Origin of the sequence: Microbacterium sp. I2 (assembly GCF_051364985.1) — a bacterium.
GTDB lineage: Bacteria > Actinomycetota > Actinomycetes > Actinomycetales > Microbacteriaceae > Microbacterium.
Genome location: NZ_JBLWIH010000009.1, coordinates 153,281 through 169,199 on the forward strand (window position 1 = coordinate 153,281; position 15,919 = coordinate 169,199).

Consider the following 15,919-nt stretch of genomic DNA (forward strand, 5'->3'; position numbering starts at 1 on the left):
GTTTCCTCGAAAGGAGCACCATCATGAGCATGACCATCAACTCCCCCTCGGTCGTCGACGACAGCGCCTTCACGGTGACGCGGACGATCATGATCGCCGCGCCGATCGACAAGGTGTGGTCCGCGGTCGCCGAGCCCGAGCATGTCTCGCGCTGGTTCGGCCGCCTCGAACTCGACGGCGCCGGCGCAGGCGCCGCCGGGACGCTGTCGTGGACCGACGGTCCGCGCATCCCGATCCGTATCGAGACGATCGACGAGCCGCGTTCGATCTCGTACCGGTGGGGTAACGACGACGCGAGCGGCGCTGTGTCGGCAAAGCTCGACGACGCCACTTCGACGGTGTTCACGTTCACTCTCGTCGCCACGGACGAAGGCACGGAGCTCACGGTCGTCGAGACCGGGTTCGAGCGCACCTCCGACCCCGCGTTCAACCTCGCCGAGCACGGCAGGGGCTGGAACGGCGAGCTCGACAAGCTCGCGGCGCTGTTCGAGAACGAAGCGGGGTGACCGTGACTGGGACCCTGGTTCCCGTGTTCGCCGCGCTCGGCGACGACACGCGGTGGAGCATTCTCCAGGCGCTCGGCGAGACGGATGCCTCGGCATCCGCCCTCGCCGGGCGTTTGCCCGTGTCACGCCAGGCGATCGCCAAGCATCTCACGGTGCTGCAGGAGGTCGGCCTCGTCGAACCGGTGCGCGTCGGTCGCGAGGTGCGCTACCGCGTGGTCGGCGCGCAGCTGTCGTCCATCGCCCGACGGCTCGAAGCCGTCGGCGCCGAATGGGACCGCCGCCTGGCCGCCATCAAGGACATCGCCGAGTCCCTCTGACCGGAACGGATACGCCGGGCCCAGCGGGGGAGCGCCCGATTTCAGTCCTTCGCCGGTTGGGGCAGCATGCGGTCGAGCAAGCGGTCGATGTGCTCCTCGGCCCGCCGGGCGATGGCGGCGTCGACCAGCATCGTCTGCGCGAGCCCCGCGGCGGCGGCGACGATCAGGCGGGCATCGACGTCCGCGTGTTCCTGCTCGGGCGAGCCGGCGCGTGATCGGGCGATGGTCTGGCGCATGAAGTCGACGAGGTATTGCGATGCGCCGTCGGAATCGTCCGTCGGAACATCGGGGGAGCGCTCGCTGGTGAGCGCCTCGAGGAAGAAGGTGTCCAGGACGATGGCATCCTCTCGCCGGCGCGCGTCGATCGGAAGCACCTCTGTGACGATCGCGCGGATGACGTCGCGCGTGGCCGCGTCTTCGCCGAGTGCGGCGAGGCGCTCGGCGAATCGTCGGCCGGCGTCTGCGGCGACCGCCTCGCGCGTGGCGCGCAGCACGTCCTCTTTCGAGCCGAAGTAGTACTGCACCAGCCGGACCGACACTCCGGCCTCTGCCGCGACGGCCTGGAAGGTCGCGGCGCGGAGGCCCCGGCGGGCGACGAGCGTGCGGGCCGCGTCCGTGATCTGGCGGCGGCGTTGCTGGTGATCGGCGAGACGGGGCACATCTAGATGATACGCACGTATCACGTCAATGGTACGCTCATACCATCAACGAGAGGCGGCGGCGATGGTCCGGATGAATGCGACGGTCGGTCGATTCGCGGACGATCGTGCCCGCGAGGACTACCTGCGGGCGTACGACGCGATGGAACACCTGTGGCCGATCCCGGTCGAGCGCGCCGATGTCCCCACCACGTTCGGATCCACTCGTGTGCGGCGGTCCGGATCGGGCGACGGGATGCCGCTGGTCCTGCTTCACGGAATGAACGGCACGAGCTCGTCATGGCACTTCGCGATCGAAGACCTCGCTCGCGTCCGCGAGGTGATCGCGGTGGATGTCATGGGAACGGCCGGGCGCAGCATCCAGACGAAGCCGTTCCGGACCGACGCGGACTTCGGCGCGTGGTTCGACGGGGTGCTCTCCGGGCTGGGCCTGGACCAGGTACACCTCCTTGGAGAGTCGAACGGCGCCTGGCACGCCGCGCGCATCGCCCTGCACGCGAGTCCACGACTGCGGACGCTGACCCTGATCGAGCCGAACGGATTCGTGGTGCGCCCGTCGACGGGAGCCCTGCTGAAGTTCGCACGCCTGTCGGCGAGACCCACGGACGCCGGCTGGCGGAGGATGAGTGAGTGGCTGACTCCCGGCGTCACTCTGACGACCGAGGAGCTGGCCTGCGCGAAGGCGGCGATGCCGTTCCGTCCCGGGGTCGGCTGGCCACGGCTGCTCTCAGACGCCGAGTTGGAGCGGATGGTTCCGCCGACGCTCGCCGTCTTCGGGGGCGAATCGGTTCTGAGCCGGCCAGTGGAGGCGGCGCGTCGACTGAAGGAGCATCTCCCGGATGTCGAGACGGTGATCGTCCCGGGCGGCGGGCACGGTGTTCATCCGCAACTGCCGGCGGTCGTCCGCCCGCGGATTCTCGAGTTTCTGGCTCGCCATGATCGCAGTCGGGCGGCGAATTGAAGGACCGCCCGCCTCGCTCCACGTCTAGAACAGAGGGGGCTGGGAGGGCGCGCCATCCCAGCCCCGAAGGCTCACCGTCGTGCCAGCACCACGTCCCGGTAGACAGTAGACGGGTGGCTGGAGAGGCCGTCTTTCACCATCCGTGAGAAGTCGTCGACGATGACTTCCCACTCGTCGGTGCGGATCGCGCTGACGATCTCATTCGCGACGACCTCCGGCGAGGTCTTCGGCGAATCGATGTGAGCGGCCATGTCCGTGTCCATCCATCCCACATGCAATCCCGCAACGTGCACCCCGCGAGGCGCCAGCTCCGCGCGGAGCGCGTTCGTGAGTGACCAGGATGCTGCCTTGGATGCGGCATACAGGGCCATCTCGGGCAGGGTGAACCAGCTGAGAGCCGAGAGCACGTTGACGATGCTGCCGCCGCCGTTCGCCTCGATGACCGGTGCGAATGCGCGGGTCACCTCGAGCAGGCCGAATGTGTTGACTTCGAAGTCAGTCCTGAGCGCCTCGGATTCAGCGGTCAGCGGCGTGGCCCCGAGCGACGCGGTACCTGCGTTGTTCACGACGATGGTGACATCGGTGAGCCGTGCCGCTGCCGTGCGAAGGGACTCAACGTCGGTGACGTCGACTCGTACCGGCACGAGTCCTTCTCGCGGCGCGACGGTGGATACGTCGCGTGCCCCGGCGTATACCTTGGCCGCACCCGCCGCCAGGAGCTGGTCGGACAGTGCTCGTCCAAGCCCCCGGTTGGCGCCCGTGACGAGCACTACTGCTCCAGTGATTTCCATTGTCTGTTCTCTTTCTTGTGGGAATTCCAGTGGTAGGTCCGCGTGGAATTGAGACCGATAGGTGCGGAATAAGAACGCGCGAATGCACCGATCGGGGGTTCAGAGGCCGCAAGCGAACGAGATGATCTCGTCGATCTCGTCCTGCTGTACGAGGCCTGCTCGCGCGCGGACTCGCACGCCGAGTGCGGCGTCTTCTAAGAGTCGGGACAACGTGGGGACTCGCAACGGCGTGACTCCTGCGCGCAGGAGTTGAACCTCCAGTCGAGCGCGGGTGCGCTGCATGAAGCCATCGAAGAGGCGGGATACCTCGGTGTCGTCGAGCGACTCGGTTGCGGCGAGCGTTGCGAAGCAGCCCTTCGGGACCACCGCGTCGGCGGGAGTCGCGATCATGATCGCGCGGATCGCCTCAGCAGGGGGTGTCTCGTCGTCGATCTCGGCCCTGGTGCGCTCTTCTGCGAGTTCGATGTAGAGCTGAAGGGACTGAAGGTACAGCGACCGCTTGTCGCCGTAGGTGTCGTACATGCTGCGCTTGCCGATCTTCATCGCCGACATGAGCGCCGCCGTCGATGTGCCGTCGTAGCCGCCCGCCCAGAAGCACCGCATCGCGGCATCCAAGGCGGCGGCCTCACTGAACTCCTTGTGCCTGGCCATCGGATCGATTATACGCACCGATTGGTCTCAAAAGGGTGTGCCGCTCGGTGTTCGCGCGTTCCTGCGTCCCATCAGTCACGCCCTGATGACGTCACCACGGGCTAGCGCGAAGGGGAGGCGGTCGAAGATGATGCGGATCTCGGTGATCCTTCCCTCCCGAACCCGATACAGCTCGGCGGCCGGCGCGCTCGCCACCGCCCGGTTCCCGGTGTCGTACATGATCAGAGCCCGGTCTTCGTCTCCGAATGACGCGAGCAACTCCGAGCGCGTGAGCGTCTCTGCGAACGGACCCATGAATCCCTTCAGTGCGACGTTTCCGGTCAACGCGCCGGAAGGTGTCTCACAGATCACATCCTCCGCGACGTGGGTGAGTGCGGCATCGAGGTCACGCGCCGTCCAGGCATGGTGATAGGCGAGCGCGATCTCCATTGCCGTCAACTGCTGTTCCTGCATGACATTCCTTTCATCGAATCATCGAACGGTCTTGTACATGCAGACACCAAAGATCACCTGATCGGAACGCTCGAGCTTCGGACTGCCAATATGAGGGTGTGACGTCGGCGCAGATCGAGGCGGCGGGAGCAGGCGATGGGGATGCTTTCGCGGCTGTCGTTGCTCCCTTCCGTCGAGAACTGCACGTGCACTGCTACCGGATCACTGGGTCACTCGATGATGCCGACGAGGTGCTTCAAGAGGTCTTGCTGGCCGCGTGGAAGGGAATGCCCGAGTTCGCGGGGCGATCTTCCCTGCGGACATGGCTGTACCGAATCGCGACGACGCGATCGCTGAATGCGGTTCGCGACAGGAGGCGCCGCCCGCAGACCGCCCCCGTCCCGCCCTTTGAACCACCTGTGCCCACGGATACGTTCGACGTGCCGCATCTGCAGCCGTACCCGGACGCACTCCTCGAAGAGCTCGATCCGGCGCAGCGGGTCGTCGCGCGGGAGAGGATCGAACTGGCCTTCATCACTGCTCTCCAGCAGCGCTCACCGAGGCAAGTCGCAGCACTGATTCTGTGCGATGTGCTCGACTTCACCGTGGCCGAAGCGGCCGAGATGCTGGACACGACGGCGCCGGCCACCAAAGGACTTCTCCAGCGAGCCCGGTCTGCGATGCCTGCCCGCCGCCCCCCATCCGTTCCTGGGGGGCATGACAAGCTAGCGCGAACCTTCGCCGAAGCATTCGCGAGAGACGACGTCGATGCCATCATCAAGCTCCTCACCGATCGCGCCTGGCTCGCGATGCCGCCGGCAAATGAGCGCTATGTGGGCAAGGGCGCCATCAGTGCGTTCCTGCGCGCAAGCGCCGCCGGACGCCCCGGTGGCCACTACGTTCTCGTAGAAACCTCGGCCGGGGGACGCCCCGCATTCACCTGCTATCTGCAAGGAAGAGCCCGCGGGCTGGTCGTGATTGAACCAACCGCCGACGGTGCGAAGATCGCGTCGATCGTCCGCTTCCTCGACGACGAGTTGCACCGGCATTTCGGCTTGCCTGACCGTCTCCCATCGATTCGGACCAGCACAAGGTGAGCAACACCGGCGCGGAAAGGCGCGTTGATCGGGAATTGAAGAAACCCCCGTGCGTAGAAGCCGCACGAGGGTCCCAGTGGCTCCGACCGGCATCGATCCGGTGACCTTTCGATTTTCAGTCGAACGCTCTACCAACTGAGCTACAGAGCCTCACGGCATCCGTTCCCGACGAATCGGGCGTGCTTGCCGCGTCCTAAACGAAAGGCCCTCTCGAAAAAGGGCCCGTCGCTGTGGAGCGACCCTGACGGGACTTGAACCCGCGACCTCCGCCGTGACAGGGCGGCACGCTAACCAACTGCGCTACAGGGCCATGATTATTGAATTGTGGGCGTGACCCCAACGGGATTCGAACCCGTGCTACCGCCGTGAAAGGGCGGCGTCCTAGGCCGCTAAACGATGGGGCCGGGATGAACCGCAGGGGCTCACTCACCGAGGGTCAAGCATACGCAATCCTCCACGATTACGCCAATCGAGGGCGTGGCGCGCTTGTGCCTCGCGAGGCTCAGGTTCACACTGACAAGGTGGCACCGTCCCGAGGCGGCGGTCGTGCGCGTCGACGCAACGGTTGCGAATGTGACTGATGTTGCTAGTGTGAATCGAGTCGACGTGCGAGGGGAGGACCGGGTGGACGCCGATCAGGCTGCCGTGGAGACCGCTCTGGAGACCCCCGACGAGTGCGGCTGCGCACCGTCACCGCGTGAGCGACGGTTGCTGTGGCCCTCGATGACGCGGCGCAGTGCGCTCGGACTCGGAGTCATCGGACTCGCCGCGGTCAGCGCATTCGGCGGCCCGCTCGTGGCACCCGCGTTCGCCGCGGACTACCCGTCGTGGCCCGAAGTCGAGGCTGCCAAGGCCAATGAGGCCGCCAAGGCCGCCGAGGTCGAGAAGATCCGGGGCATCATCGCCGCGATGGAGGCCGACCTCGCTGCCAAGCAGCAGGCGGCTCAGCTCGCAGCCGACGAGTTCTACGTCGCGCAACAGCAGTATTTCGACGCCGCATTGCGCGCAGAGCAGCTGCAGGAGCAGGCCGACGGTCAAGCCGCAGCAGCGGTGGATGCCGCCAACAAGGCCGGCCGCGTCGCCGCACAGCTGTACCGCAACGGCGGCGACGACACGTCGCTCGAGCTGTTCTTCGCGGGTTCGGCCGCGTCGGCCGACGATCTGCTCGCGCGCCTCGGAACGATGGACAAACTCGTCCAGCGCAACCAGGACGTCTACGCGCAGGCCGTGACCGCCCGCAACTCGGCGCAGAGCCTCAGCGCCCTCGCCGAGGAGCAGCGCGCCGAACGCGACCGGCTGCAGAAGATCGCGGAAGAGAAGATGGTCGCCGCCCAGGAGGCGGCCCTCAAGGCCCAGCAGGCGCTCGAGGAGCAGAACACCTACCGTGGCCAGCTCGAGGCGCAGCTCGCCGCCCTCCAGGACACCACGGCCAAGACCGTCGCGGCCTACGAAGAGGGCGAGCGCATCCGCAAGGAGCAGGAACGTCTCGCCCGCGAAGCCGCAGCCGCGGCAGCCCGCGCCGAGGCTGAGCGCATCGCCCGCGAGCAGGCAGCCAACGCCGGCGGTGGCGGAGGCGGCGGTGGTGGTGGCGGCGGGAACGGCGGCGGTGTCGTCGGTTCCGGCTGGGCACGCCCGTCGTCCGGCTGGCGCAGCTCGGGCTACGGGCCTCGCTCGCAGACGTGCGGCCAGAACGGCTGCTCGAGCTCGTTCCACTACGGCGTCGACCTCGCCGCCGGGTGCGGCGCCGGGATCTACGCTGCTTCCGCGGGCCGCGTCGTATACGCCGGCTACAACGGCGGGTACGGCAACTACATCAAGATCGACCACGGCGGCGGCGTCGGCACCGGCTACGGGCACATCCGCCCGGGCGGCATCTTCGTCGGCTACGGACAGTGGGTCAGCGCGGGCCAGCTCATCGCGAGCGAAGGCAACACCGGAAACTCGTTCGGCTGCCACCTGCACTTCGAGACGTATGTCAATGGCGCCACTGTGAACCCGATCTACTTCATGGGCGACAGGGGCATCAGCGTCTGACCGCTCACGACAACGCAAGAAGCGGATGCCGTGAGCCACGGCTGGGCCCCCGCACCCAGAGGCTCCGAGCGACGCGCCAGCGGCGCTTGGAGGGGGAGCGGGGACCGCTTCTGTCTCTGATCCTGCGTCAGATCGTGCTGGGCGCGACGCCCTCACCCTGAGTCTTGGTCTGACCCTCGTGCTCGGCGAAGCGGTCGAACGCTTCCGAGACCAGGCGCTCGGCCTCTTCGGCCCCGGCCCACTCGTCGACCTTGACCCACTTGTTGGGCTCGAGGTCCTTGTAGTGCTCGAAGAAGTGCTCGATCTCTTTGCGGGTGTACTCGGAGATGTCGCCGACGTCCTGGATGTGCGCCCAGCGCGGGTCCTTGGCGATCACCGCGACGACCTTGTCGTCACCGCCGGCCTCGTCGCTCATCTTCAGCACGCCGACCGGGCGCACCTTCGCGAGGATGCCGGGAGCCAGGTCGTGGTCGAGCAGCACGAGCACGTCGAGCGGGTCGCCGTCCTCGCCGAGGGTGTTCTCGAAGAAGCCGTAGTTGGTGGGGTAGCCCATCGGCGTGAAGAGGATGCGGTCGAGGAACACACGACCGGTGCCGTGGTCGACCTCGTACTTGATCTTGCTGTTGCGCGGGATCTCGATGACGGCGTCGTACGCGCCCATGTGGTGCTCCTTCGGAAGACTGCGGATGCCGCCGACCAGCCTAGTCGCGGGGCTCCGGGCGTTTCGTCCCGCTTGTCGTTGCCGAGGCCGACCGGGAAACTTCGCTCCACGACGGCGTTGGCCGGGCGAGGCCCGCGCGTGCGGTCCGCAATTCAGTCTCCGCGGTTGAACTGCGGCCTATGCCCCCGCGAAAACACGGCAGTCTCGGCTCGCCCCACGCGCGCCGGGACTGAATTGCGAACCGGGCCGGGCCGCTACCGTGGGTTCGTGGATGAGCGCCGACCCGGACTGGACCCCGCCGTCGCCGAGGTACGGCGCGCGGTGCGGGGCGTGCTGAGGGACGTCCCAGCCGGCTCGACCGTGATCGTGGCGCTCTCGGGCGGCGCCGACTCGCTCGCGCTCGCCGCGGCGACGGCGTTCGAGGCGCCGAAGCTCGACCTGCGGGCTGCGTCGGTGATCGTCGATCACGGTCTTCAGAGCGGATCGGCGGATGCTGCGGCCGCCGCCGCGCGCAGCGCGGGCGCGCTCGGGCTCGATGCACTGGTCGTCCGCGTCGACGTGGGCGCGGCCGGCGGCCCGGAGGCGGCCGCGCGCGAAGCCCGGTACCGGGCGCTGCGGGATGCCGCCCGCGATGCCGGCGCGGCCGCGCTGCTTGTGGGCCACACCCTCGACGACCAGGCCGAGACCGTGCTGCTGGGTCTCGCCCGCGGCGCCGGTGCGACGAGCCTGCAGGGCATGGCGGAGGCCGCTGATCTCGACGGGATCCCGCTGCTGCGCCCGCTGCTCGGGGTGCGCCGCGCAACGACCCGCGCCGCCTGTGCGGCCGAGGGTCTCGTGCCGTGGGACGACCCGCACAACTCCGACTCCCGCTACGCGCGGGTGCGCGTCCGCGAGAAGGTGCTGCCGGTGCTCGAGGCCGAGCTCGGTCCGGGCATCGCCGAGGCCCTGGCCCGCACCGCTGCGCAGCTGCGCGAGGACGCAGCGGCGTTCGACGAGATGATCGACGAGACGATCGAAGACATCGTCGAGCACGCCGAGGCCGGGATCTCGGTGTCGGTCGCCGCACTCGCCGCGAACCCCGCGGCACTGCGGCATCGCATCATCCGCCACGTCGTGGCCAGCGAGTTCCACGAGAGCCTCACGAGGTCGCAGACCCTCGAGGTCGCGAGGCTCGTCACGGACTGGTCGGGACAGGGCCCGATCGACCTGCCCGGATGCCGCGCCCGCCGGTCGGGCGGACGCCTCGAGTTCACGGCCCGCTGACCCGCCCCTCCGACCCCACCGGCGCCGAGCCGTCGCAACTTGCCGCGTGCCGGCTGCCCGGGCGACAAATCGCGACGGCTCGGCGGAGTGATGCGTCCGCCTAGACTCGATCCATGCGCGCGGCCGACGTCTCCACCGACCTCACCGAAGTCCTCGTCACCGAGGAGCAGATCCAGGCCAAGCTCGAGGAGATCGCCGCGAGGGTCGATGCCGACTACGCCGGCAAGGACCTCCTGCTCGTGGGCGTCCTCAAGGGCGCTGTCATGGTCATGGCCGATTTCTCGCGGGCGCTGCAGGTCACCGCACCGATGGACTGGATGGCGGTCTCGTCGTACGGTGCCGGCACCAAATCCAGCGGTGTCGTGCAGATCCGCAAGGACCTCGACACCGACATCATGGGCAAGCACGTCCTGATCGTCGAGGACATCATCGACTCGGGCCTGACCCTGAGCTGGCTGCTGGAGAACTTCACGGCTCGGGGCGCGGCATCCGTCGAGGTCTTCGCCCTGCTGCGCAAGCCCGAGGCGGCGAAGGTCGAGGTGCACTGCAAGTACGTGGGCTTCGACATCCCGACCGAGTTCGTCGTCGGCTACGGCCTCGACTACGCCGAGCGCTACCGCAACCTGCGCGACGTCGCCGTGCTCGCCCCTCACGTCTACTCCTGACCTATCCCTTCTTCTCCTCTACGCGGCCTTCCCTCCGCGGCGTCCCGCTCGCGGTACGAGCGGAGCGGGATCATCCGGAGAGCGCGCGGGCTCGGGACTGGCGGGCGCCGCCGACGAACTCGACGCCGCGGGTACGCGCGCCGGAGGATGATCCCGCGCAGCGGTACGCCCGGCATGCTTCGCGGACGCGGAATCCCGCAGCCCACGACTGCACGATTACGCCGGGGGCGAATGCACAGACAGCCCCTAGGAACGCCGCGATACCCTGATTCCACCCGTCGGCGGCCGAGAACCGGCTGGCGCGACGGTTCGTCGACGAAAGGGACCGGGCTCGCGCCCGCACCATGGACTTCAAGAAGATCACCCGCAACCCGCTCTTCTACGTCCTGCTGATCGGGGTCTTCCTCATCGTGGGGTTCTCGCTCATCTCGAGCTTGAACGGCGCGAAGCAGATCTCGACGCAGGAAGGCCTGGAGCTCCTCGACGGCGACACCGTCACCGAAGTGGTCACCACCGACGGCGACCAGCGCGTCGACATGAAGCTGTCGGAGGCCTATGAGGGCGCGACCGACGTGCAGTTCTATTACGTCACCGCCCGGGCAGAAGAGGTCGTCGACGCGATCAACGCCGCCGATCCCTCGGACGGCTTCAACGACGCCGTGCCGCGTGCCACCTGGTTCGACGGGTTCATCTCGTTGCTGCTGCCGATCCTGCTCCTGGGTCTGCTGTTCTGGTTCCTGCTGTCCAGCGCCCAGGGCGGCGGAAGCAAGGTCATGCAGTTCGGCAAGTCCCGCGCGAAGCTCGTGACAAAGGAGATGCCGCAGGTCACGTTCACCGACGTCGCCGGATCGGACGAGGCCATCGAGGAGATGCAGGAGATCAAGGACTTCCTGAAGGATCCCTCGAAGTTCCAGGCCGTCGGCGCCCGCATCCCGAAGGGCGTGCTGCTGTACGGCCCTCCCGGCACCGGAAAGACGCTGCTCGCCCGCGCCGTCGCGGGTGAAGCGGGTGTGCCGTTCTACTCCATCTCGGGTTCTGACTTCGTCGAGATGTTCGTCGGCGTCGGCGCGAGCCGCGTGCGCGACCTGTTCAACCAGGCGAAGGAGAACTCACCCGCGATCATCTTCATCGACGAGATCGACGCGGTCGGCCGCCACCGCGGCGCCGGCATGGGCGGCGGGCACGACGAGCGCGAGCAGACCCTCAACCAGATGCTCGTCGAGATGGATGGCTTCGACCCCAAGGTCAACGTCATCGTGATCGCCGCGACGAACCGCCCCGACATCCTCGACCCGGCGCTGCTTCGTCCGGGCCGGTTCGACCGTCAGATCGGCGTCGACGCGCCCGACCTGAAGGGCCGCACCAAGATCCTCGAGGTCCACGGCCGCGGCAAGCCGCTCGCCGACGGCGTCGACCTGGAGGTCGTCGCCCGCAAGACACCCGGCTTCACCGGTGCCGACCTCGCGAACGTGCTGAACGAGGCCGCGCTGCTCACTGCGCGCTCGAACGCGCAGCTGATCGACAACCGCGCGCTCGACGAGGCGATCGACCGCGTCATCGCCGGTCCGCAGCGCCGCACCCGCGTGATGAAGGACAAGGAGAAGCTCATCACGGCGTACCACGAGGGCGGACACGCGCTCGCGGCAGCGGCGATGAACCACACCGACCCGGTCACCAAGATCACGATCCTGCCGCGCGGCAAGGCGCTGGGCTACACGATGGTGCTGCCTCTGGACGACAAGTACTCGATCACCCGCAACGAGTTGCAGGACCAGCTGACGTATGCGATGGGTGGCCGCGTCGCCGAAGAGATCGTGTTCCACGATCCGACCACCGGTGCCAGCAACGACATCGAGAAGGCGACGAACATCGCCCGCAAGATGGTCACCGAGTACGGCATGACGATGGACGTGGGGCCGGTCAAGCTCGGCTCGTCGTCGGGCGAGGTGTTCATGGGCCGCGACATGGGTCACGGCCGCGACTTCTCCGAACGCGTCGCCGAGCGGGTCGACTCACAGGTGCGCGACCTGATCGAGCAGGCGCACAACGAGGCGTACGAGGTGATCAACGCGAACCGCGACATCCTCGACAAGCTCGCGCTCGAACTGCTCGAGAAGGAGACGCTCGACCACCTCGAGCTCGCCGAGATCTTCAAGGACGTCAAGCGCCTGCCCCCGCGCCCGCAGTGGCTCTCGAGCGAGCAGCGTCCGCCGTCGGCTCTGCCGCCGGTCGACGTGCCCGCACGTCGCGAAGAGGCCGGTCTTGCCGCGAGTGTCGAGGCCGAGCAGCCGGCCGCCGAGAAGGCGCCCAAGCGTCGCCCGACAGGGCAGGCGCGGCCCGCGACCGCGTAGGCTCGGCCCGTGGCCGTCGACCGTGAGCGCATCGCCGCGCTCGTGCGCGAACTGCTCGGTGCGATCGGGGAGGATCCCGAACGTCCCGGGTTGAAGCAGACCCCTGACCGCGTCGCCGACGCGTACGCCGAGTTCTTCTCGGGAGTGGGGGAGGATGCCGCGGCTCCACTGGCCCGTACCATCTCGGTGTCGCGGGGCCCGGCCCCCGATACGCTGCCGTCCGGCGCGGTCATGCTGCGCGGCATCCGGTTCCGGTCGGTGTGCGAGCACCACCTGCTGCCCTTCCGCGGACATGCGCACATCGCGTACCTTCCGGGCGAGCAGGTCGTCGGACTCGGGGCGCTGCCGAAGGTGGTCGAGATCCTCGCGTCGCGCCCGCAGGTGCAGGAGCGGCTGGGCGAGCAGATCGCCGACACGATCGCGGCGTCGCTCGATGCCCGCGGCGTGCTGGTGGTGCTCGACGCATCGCACGAGTGCGTCACCATGCGTGGCGGACAGCAGGCGGATGCCTCGACGGTGACGATCGCGGCACGCGGCGAGTTCACCGACCCGGTGGCGCGCGCCGAGCTCATCGCGCTCATGTCGGCGCATCCGGGGGCGCGCGAATGACGCTCATCATGGGCGTGGTGAACGTCACCCCCGACTCGTTCAGCGATGGCGGACGGTATGCGGATGCCGACGCCGCGGTCGCGCAAGGGCTCCGGCTGCGTGAGCAGGGCGCCCACATCCTCGACATCGGCGGCGAATCGACCCGGCCCGGCGCCGAGCGGGTGGGTCCCGCGCTCGAGCAGGAGCGGGTGCTGCCGGTGGTCTCGGCCCTCGCCGAGGCCGGGGCGCTCGTGAGCATCGACACGATGAACGCGGCCACGGCGGTCGCCGCCGTCGCGGCGGGCGCCCGGATCGTGAACGACGTCTCGGGCGGCATGGCCGACCCCGACATGCTTCCCGCCGTCGCGCAGACCGACGCCGATGTCGTGCTCCAGCACTGGCGCGGCCACTCGGCCGAGATGTACGCGCGAGCGACCTACGACGACGTCGTGACCGAGGTGGTGGCCGAGCTTCGCGCGCGGATCGCCGCGGCCGCGGCCGCCGGCATCCCTCCCTCCCGTGTCGTCGTCGACCCGGGCATCGGCTTCGGCAAGCAGGGCGACCAGAACTGGGAGACGCTGCGGGGTCTGGAGCGGTTCGTCGCGCTGGGCCCGCGGGTGCTGCTGGGCACGAGCCGCAAGCGGTTCCTGGCTGACCTGCTCGCCGACGACCCTGCGGCGGCCACCGAGGACCGCCGCGACCTGGCGACCGCGGTGACGAGCGTTCTCGCCGCCCAGTCGGGGGTGTGGGCCGTGCGCGTCCACAATGTCGCAGCCACGCGCGATGCTCTTGCCGTGGCCGAGCGCTGGTCGGGCGCGCGTCGCGTCGACTCCGAGGGCCGGGAGGGCTGATGGGCGCCGGGGCAATGGATGACAGGCTGATGGACGGCGGGCCGATGGACAACGCAGACGAGATCGTCCTCACCGGAGTGCGCGCGTTCGGCTACCACGGGGTTCTCGAGGCGGAGCGCCGCGAGGGCCAGGACTTCGTCGTCGACACGACGCTGTCGGTCGACATGAACCGGGCCGCGGCGACCGATGACGTCGCCGACACCGTGCACTACGGCGAGGTCGCCGAGCGCATCGTCGAGATCGTGTCGGGCGAGCCGCTCAACCTCATCGAGACACTCGCCGCCCGTATCGCCGACGACCTGCTCACTCGGCCGCACGTGCAGGCGGTGGCCGTGACGGTGCACAAGCCGTCCGCGCCGATCACGGTGCCGTTCGCCGACGTGGCCGTAACCGTTCGCCGCGTACGGCGACCGTATCCCGCACGAGAGGATCGCCCGTGAACCGCCGTCTCGCGCAGGGTTTCGACGGCGACCTCGAGCGACAGGAGCATCCCGCCGTCGAAGCGGTCGTGGCGCTCGGCGCGAACCTGGGAGATCGCGCCGAGACGATGACGGCGGCCATCCGCGACCTCGCGCGCCTACCGCTCGTCGACGAGGTACGGGTGTCGGAGCCGATCGAGTCCGTGGCGCTCAAGCCGGAGGGTCCGGATGCCGCGGCCCCGGCGTACCTGAACGCCGTGGCCATCGTGACCACCCGCCTGGCACCGTCGGTCCTGCTGGGGTACCTGCACGCGATCGAGCAGCGGCACGGCCGGGTGCGCAGCGAACGGCGGTCCGCGCGCGAGCCCGGCTGGGAGGATCGCACCCTCGACCTCGACCTCATCGCCTACGGCGATGTGGTCAGCGACGATCTCGCCCTGCTGCTTCCGCATCCGCGCGCCGCCGAGCGCGACTTCGTGCTCGGGCCGTGGCTCACTGTCGATCCGGACGCCGTGCTGCCCGGAGTCGGGCGTGTCGATGCCGCCCTGGCACGCCTCAGGGAGCCGGAGTGAAACGCACCGGCGCCGGGGTCCTGCTCGTCGCGGCCGTGCTCGGCGTCGCCGCCGGGTTCGCACTCGACCAGCTGCTCACGTCGATGGGCCGGCCCACATTCACGCCGGCCGTGACGCTGCCCCTTCTGCTGCTGGTGCTCGGGCTCATCGTGATCGCGCTGGCGATCCCGATCCGCCGCGCGACGCGGAGCGGCGCGAGCGGTGCGATCAACCCGTTCCGCGCCGTGCGGGTGGCGATGCTCGCGAAGGCCTCGAGCATCGTGGGCGCGGCGATCGGCGGGCTCGGCGCGGGGCTGCTGATCTTCCTGGCCACTCGGCCAGTCCCGCCCTCGCTAGGCTCGTTGGGAACGGTCATCGCGACGGCCGTGTGCGGCGCGCTGCTCGTTGCCGCCGGTCTCGTCGCGGAGCATCTGTGCACGATCCGGAAGGACCAGGATGACGAACAGCCCGGAGGCGACGCCTGACGCGGTTCCCCCCGCAGAAGCAGGCGCGCCGACGCACGCGACGGCGCACACGACCCCGCAGCAGCAGGCGTCGCTGCCGGTCGAGGGCGAGACCTTCACGCGCCTGGCCGAGCCGCGGTCCGAGAACCGTCTCGTGCTCGAGAGCGGCGTGTGGCACCAGATCTCGCCCAAGTACGTGCGGGTGCAGTTCATCGCCAACGGCTCGTTCCTGCTGCTGGTGGTGGCCGCGACTCTCGTGCTGACGCTGCTCATGCACCAGTGGTGGGCGTGGATCCCCGGCGGGCTGCTGACGGTGATCCTGGTGTGGACTCTTGCGATCCTGCCGCGCCAGGCGCGTTCGATCGGATACCAGCTGCGTCAGGACGACCTCGTCTTCCGCCGCGGCATCCTGTGGCAGCGCTTCGTGGCGGTGCCGTACGGGCGCATGCAGCTCATCGACATCACGCACGGACCGCTCGACCGCGGGTTCGGCATCGCGCAGCTGAAGTTCGTCACGGCCGCGGCGGCGACCGGGGTCGTGATCCCGGGCCTCGAACAGGCGACCGCCGACACGCTGCGCGACCACCTCGTGGGCGTCGCCGAGAGCCGGCGCACGGGCCTATGACCTCGGTTCCTCCCCACGCGGTTCCGCCGCCTC

General features: G+C 68.8%; 19 protein-coding genes and 3 tRNA genes. 14 read left to right on the plus strand and 8 right to left on the minus strand.

Translation table 11 applies throughout. From position 1 onward, the window contains the following. Positions 1–23: 23 nt before the first annotated feature. Together ACLKM7_RS07765 and ACLKM7_RS07770 are read left to right on the plus strand one after the other, a co-directional pair. On the plus strand, positions 24–506 hold the full coding sequence (locus ACLKM7_RS07765) for an SRPBCC domain-containing protein (RefSeq protein WP_436446581.1): 483 nt from the start codon (positions 24–26) through the stop codon (positions 504–506). Then, positions 503–823, plus strand: coding sequence for an ArsR/SmtB family transcription factor (locus tag ACLKM7_RS07770; protein ID WP_436446582.1), 321 nt, complete (start codon positions 503–505; stop codon positions 821–823). The genes ACLKM7_RS07765 and ACLKM7_RS07770 overlap by 4 nt, the downstream gene beginning before the upstream one ends. 41 nt (positions 824–864) lie before the next feature. On the opposite strand, the gene ACLKM7_RS07775 is transcribed toward ACLKM7_RS07770, so the two are convergent. Further along, positions 865–1,482 (minus strand): TetR/AcrR family transcriptional regulator, encoded by a 618-nt coding sequence (locus ACLKM7_RS07775; RefSeq protein WP_436446583.1) that lies wholly within the window; start codon positions 1,480–1,482, stop codon positions 865–867. Positions 1,483–1,546: 64 nt separating this feature from the next. Here ACLKM7_RS07775 and ACLKM7_RS07780 point away from each other — a divergent pair, with 64 nt between their 5' ends. Then, positions 1,547–2,443: an alpha/beta fold hydrolase gene (locus tag ACLKM7_RS07780; RefSeq protein ID WP_436446584.1), complete on the plus strand. Its 897-nt coding sequence runs from the start codon at positions 1,547–1,549 to the stop codon at positions 2,441–2,443. Between the two features lie 71 nt (positions 2,444–2,514). Here ACLKM7_RS07780 and ACLKM7_RS07785 read toward each other — a convergent pair whose 3' ends face one another. From ACLKM7_RS07785 to ACLKM7_RS07795, 3 genes are all read right to left on the minus strand, one after another. After that, entirely contained in the window at positions 2,515–3,234 is a 720-nt protein-coding gene (locus tag ACLKM7_RS07785; RefSeq protein WP_436446585.1) for an SDR family oxidoreductase, read from the minus strand. A 99-nt stretch (positions 3,235–3,333) separates the two neighbouring features. Further along, positions 3,334–3,885, minus strand: a complete 552-nt coding sequence (locus ACLKM7_RS07790) for a TetR/AcrR family transcriptional regulator (RefSeq protein WP_436446586.1) — start codon at positions 3,883–3,885, stop codon at positions 3,334–3,336. A 75-nt stretch (positions 3,886–3,960) separates the two neighbouring features. After that, positions 3,961–4,314 (minus strand): nuclear transport factor 2 family protein, encoded by a 354-nt coding sequence (locus ACLKM7_RS07795; protein ID WP_436446587.1) that lies wholly within the window; start codon positions 4,312–4,314, stop codon positions 3,961–3,963. 122 nt (positions 4,315–4,436) lie between these two features. Between ACLKM7_RS07795 and ACLKM7_RS07800 the strand changes: the two genes are divergently transcribed. Further along, positions 4,437–5,414, plus strand: a complete 978-nt coding sequence (locus tag ACLKM7_RS07800; RefSeq protein ID WP_436446588.1) for an RNA polymerase subunit sigma-70 — start codon at positions 4,437–4,439, stop codon at positions 5,412–5,414. 77 nt (positions 5,415–5,491) lie between these two features. On the opposite strand, the gene ACLKM7_RS07805 is transcribed toward ACLKM7_RS07800, so the two are convergent. The 3 genes from ACLKM7_RS07805 to ACLKM7_RS07815 form a co-directional block, all read right to left on the minus strand. Beyond that, a tRNA-Phe gene (locus tag ACLKM7_RS07805) sits at positions 5,492–5,564 on the minus strand. Positions 5,565–5,650: 86 nt separating this feature from the next. Further along, positions 5,651–5,724 (minus strand) — tRNA-Asp (locus ACLKM7_RS07810). 21 nt (positions 5,725–5,745) lie between these two features. Next, positions 5,746–5,818: transfer RNA gene (locus ACLKM7_RS07815), tRNA-Glu, on the minus strand. Between the two features lie 220 nt (positions 5,819–6,038). On the opposite strand from ACLKM7_RS07815, the gene ACLKM7_RS07820 reads away from it, so the two are divergent. Continuing rightward, on the plus strand, positions 6,039–7,448 hold the full coding sequence (locus tag ACLKM7_RS07820; protein ID WP_436446589.1) for a peptidoglycan DD-metalloendopeptidase family protein: 1,410 nt from the start codon (positions 6,039–6,041) through the stop codon (positions 7,446–7,448). A gap of 127 nt (positions 7,449–7,575) precedes the next feature. Here the strand turns inward: ACLKM7_RS07820 and ppa are convergent, their stop codons facing one another. Next, entirely contained in the window at positions 7,576–8,109 is a 534-nt protein-coding gene (ppa, locus tag ACLKM7_RS07825) for an inorganic diphosphatase (RefSeq protein WP_436446590.1), read from the minus strand. Between the two features lie 267 nt (positions 8,110–8,376). Between ppa and tilS the strand changes: the two genes are divergently transcribed. From tilS to ACLKM7_RS07870, 9 genes are all read left to right on the plus strand, one after another. Further along, entirely contained in the window at positions 8,377–9,372 is a 996-nt protein-coding gene (gene tilS, locus ACLKM7_RS07830) for a tRNA lysidine(34) synthetase TilS (protein ID WP_436446591.1), read from the plus strand. Between the two features lie 113 nt (positions 9,373–9,485). Beyond that, entirely contained in the window at positions 9,486–10,037 is a 552-nt protein-coding gene (gene hpt, locus ACLKM7_RS07835; protein WP_436446592.1) for a hypoxanthine phosphoribosyltransferase, read from the plus strand. 344 nt (positions 10,038–10,381) lie between these two features. After that, positions 10,382–12,388: an ATP-dependent zinc metalloprotease FtsH gene (gene ftsH / locus ACLKM7_RS07840; RefSeq protein WP_436446593.1), complete on the plus strand. Its 2,007-nt coding sequence runs from the start codon at positions 10,382–10,384 to the stop codon at positions 12,386–12,388. 9 nt (positions 12,389–12,397) lie between these two features. Further along, positions 12,398–12,997: a GTP cyclohydrolase I gene (gene folE, locus ACLKM7_RS07845; protein ID WP_436446594.1), complete on the plus strand. Its 600-nt coding sequence runs from the start codon at positions 12,398–12,400 to the stop codon at positions 12,995–12,997. After that, positions 12,994–13,827, plus strand: a complete 834-nt coding sequence (gene folP, locus ACLKM7_RS07850; protein ID WP_436446595.1) for a dihydropteroate synthase — start codon at positions 12,994–12,996, stop codon at positions 13,825–13,827. Before folE ends, folP begins: the two co-directional genes overlap by 4 nt. A gap of 44 nt (positions 13,828–13,871) precedes the next feature. After that, complete coding sequence (gene folB / locus ACLKM7_RS07855) at positions 13,872–14,267, plus strand: dihydroneopterin aldolase (RefSeq protein ID WP_436446890.1); 396 nt, start codon at positions 13,872–13,874, stop codon at positions 14,265–14,267. Next, positions 14,264–14,818, plus strand: coding sequence for a 2-amino-4-hydroxy-6-hydroxymethyldihydropteridine diphosphokinase (gene folK, locus ACLKM7_RS07860; RefSeq protein WP_436446596.1), 555 nt, complete (start codon positions 14,264–14,266; stop codon positions 14,816–14,818). The genes folB and folK overlap by 4 nt, the downstream gene beginning before the upstream one ends. Next, entirely contained in the window at positions 14,815–15,282 is a 468-nt protein-coding gene (locus ACLKM7_RS07865) for a DUF3180 domain-containing protein (RefSeq protein ID WP_436446597.1), read from the plus strand. The genes folK and ACLKM7_RS07865 overlap by 4 nt, the downstream gene beginning before the upstream one ends. Then, on the plus strand, positions 15,254–15,886 hold the full coding sequence (locus tag ACLKM7_RS07870) for a PH domain-containing protein (protein ID WP_436446598.1): 633 nt from the start codon (positions 15,254–15,256) through the stop codon (positions 15,884–15,886). The genes ACLKM7_RS07865 and ACLKM7_RS07870 overlap by 29 nt, the downstream gene beginning before the upstream one ends. The last annotated feature ends 33 nt before the right edge of the window (positions 15,887–15,919 follow it).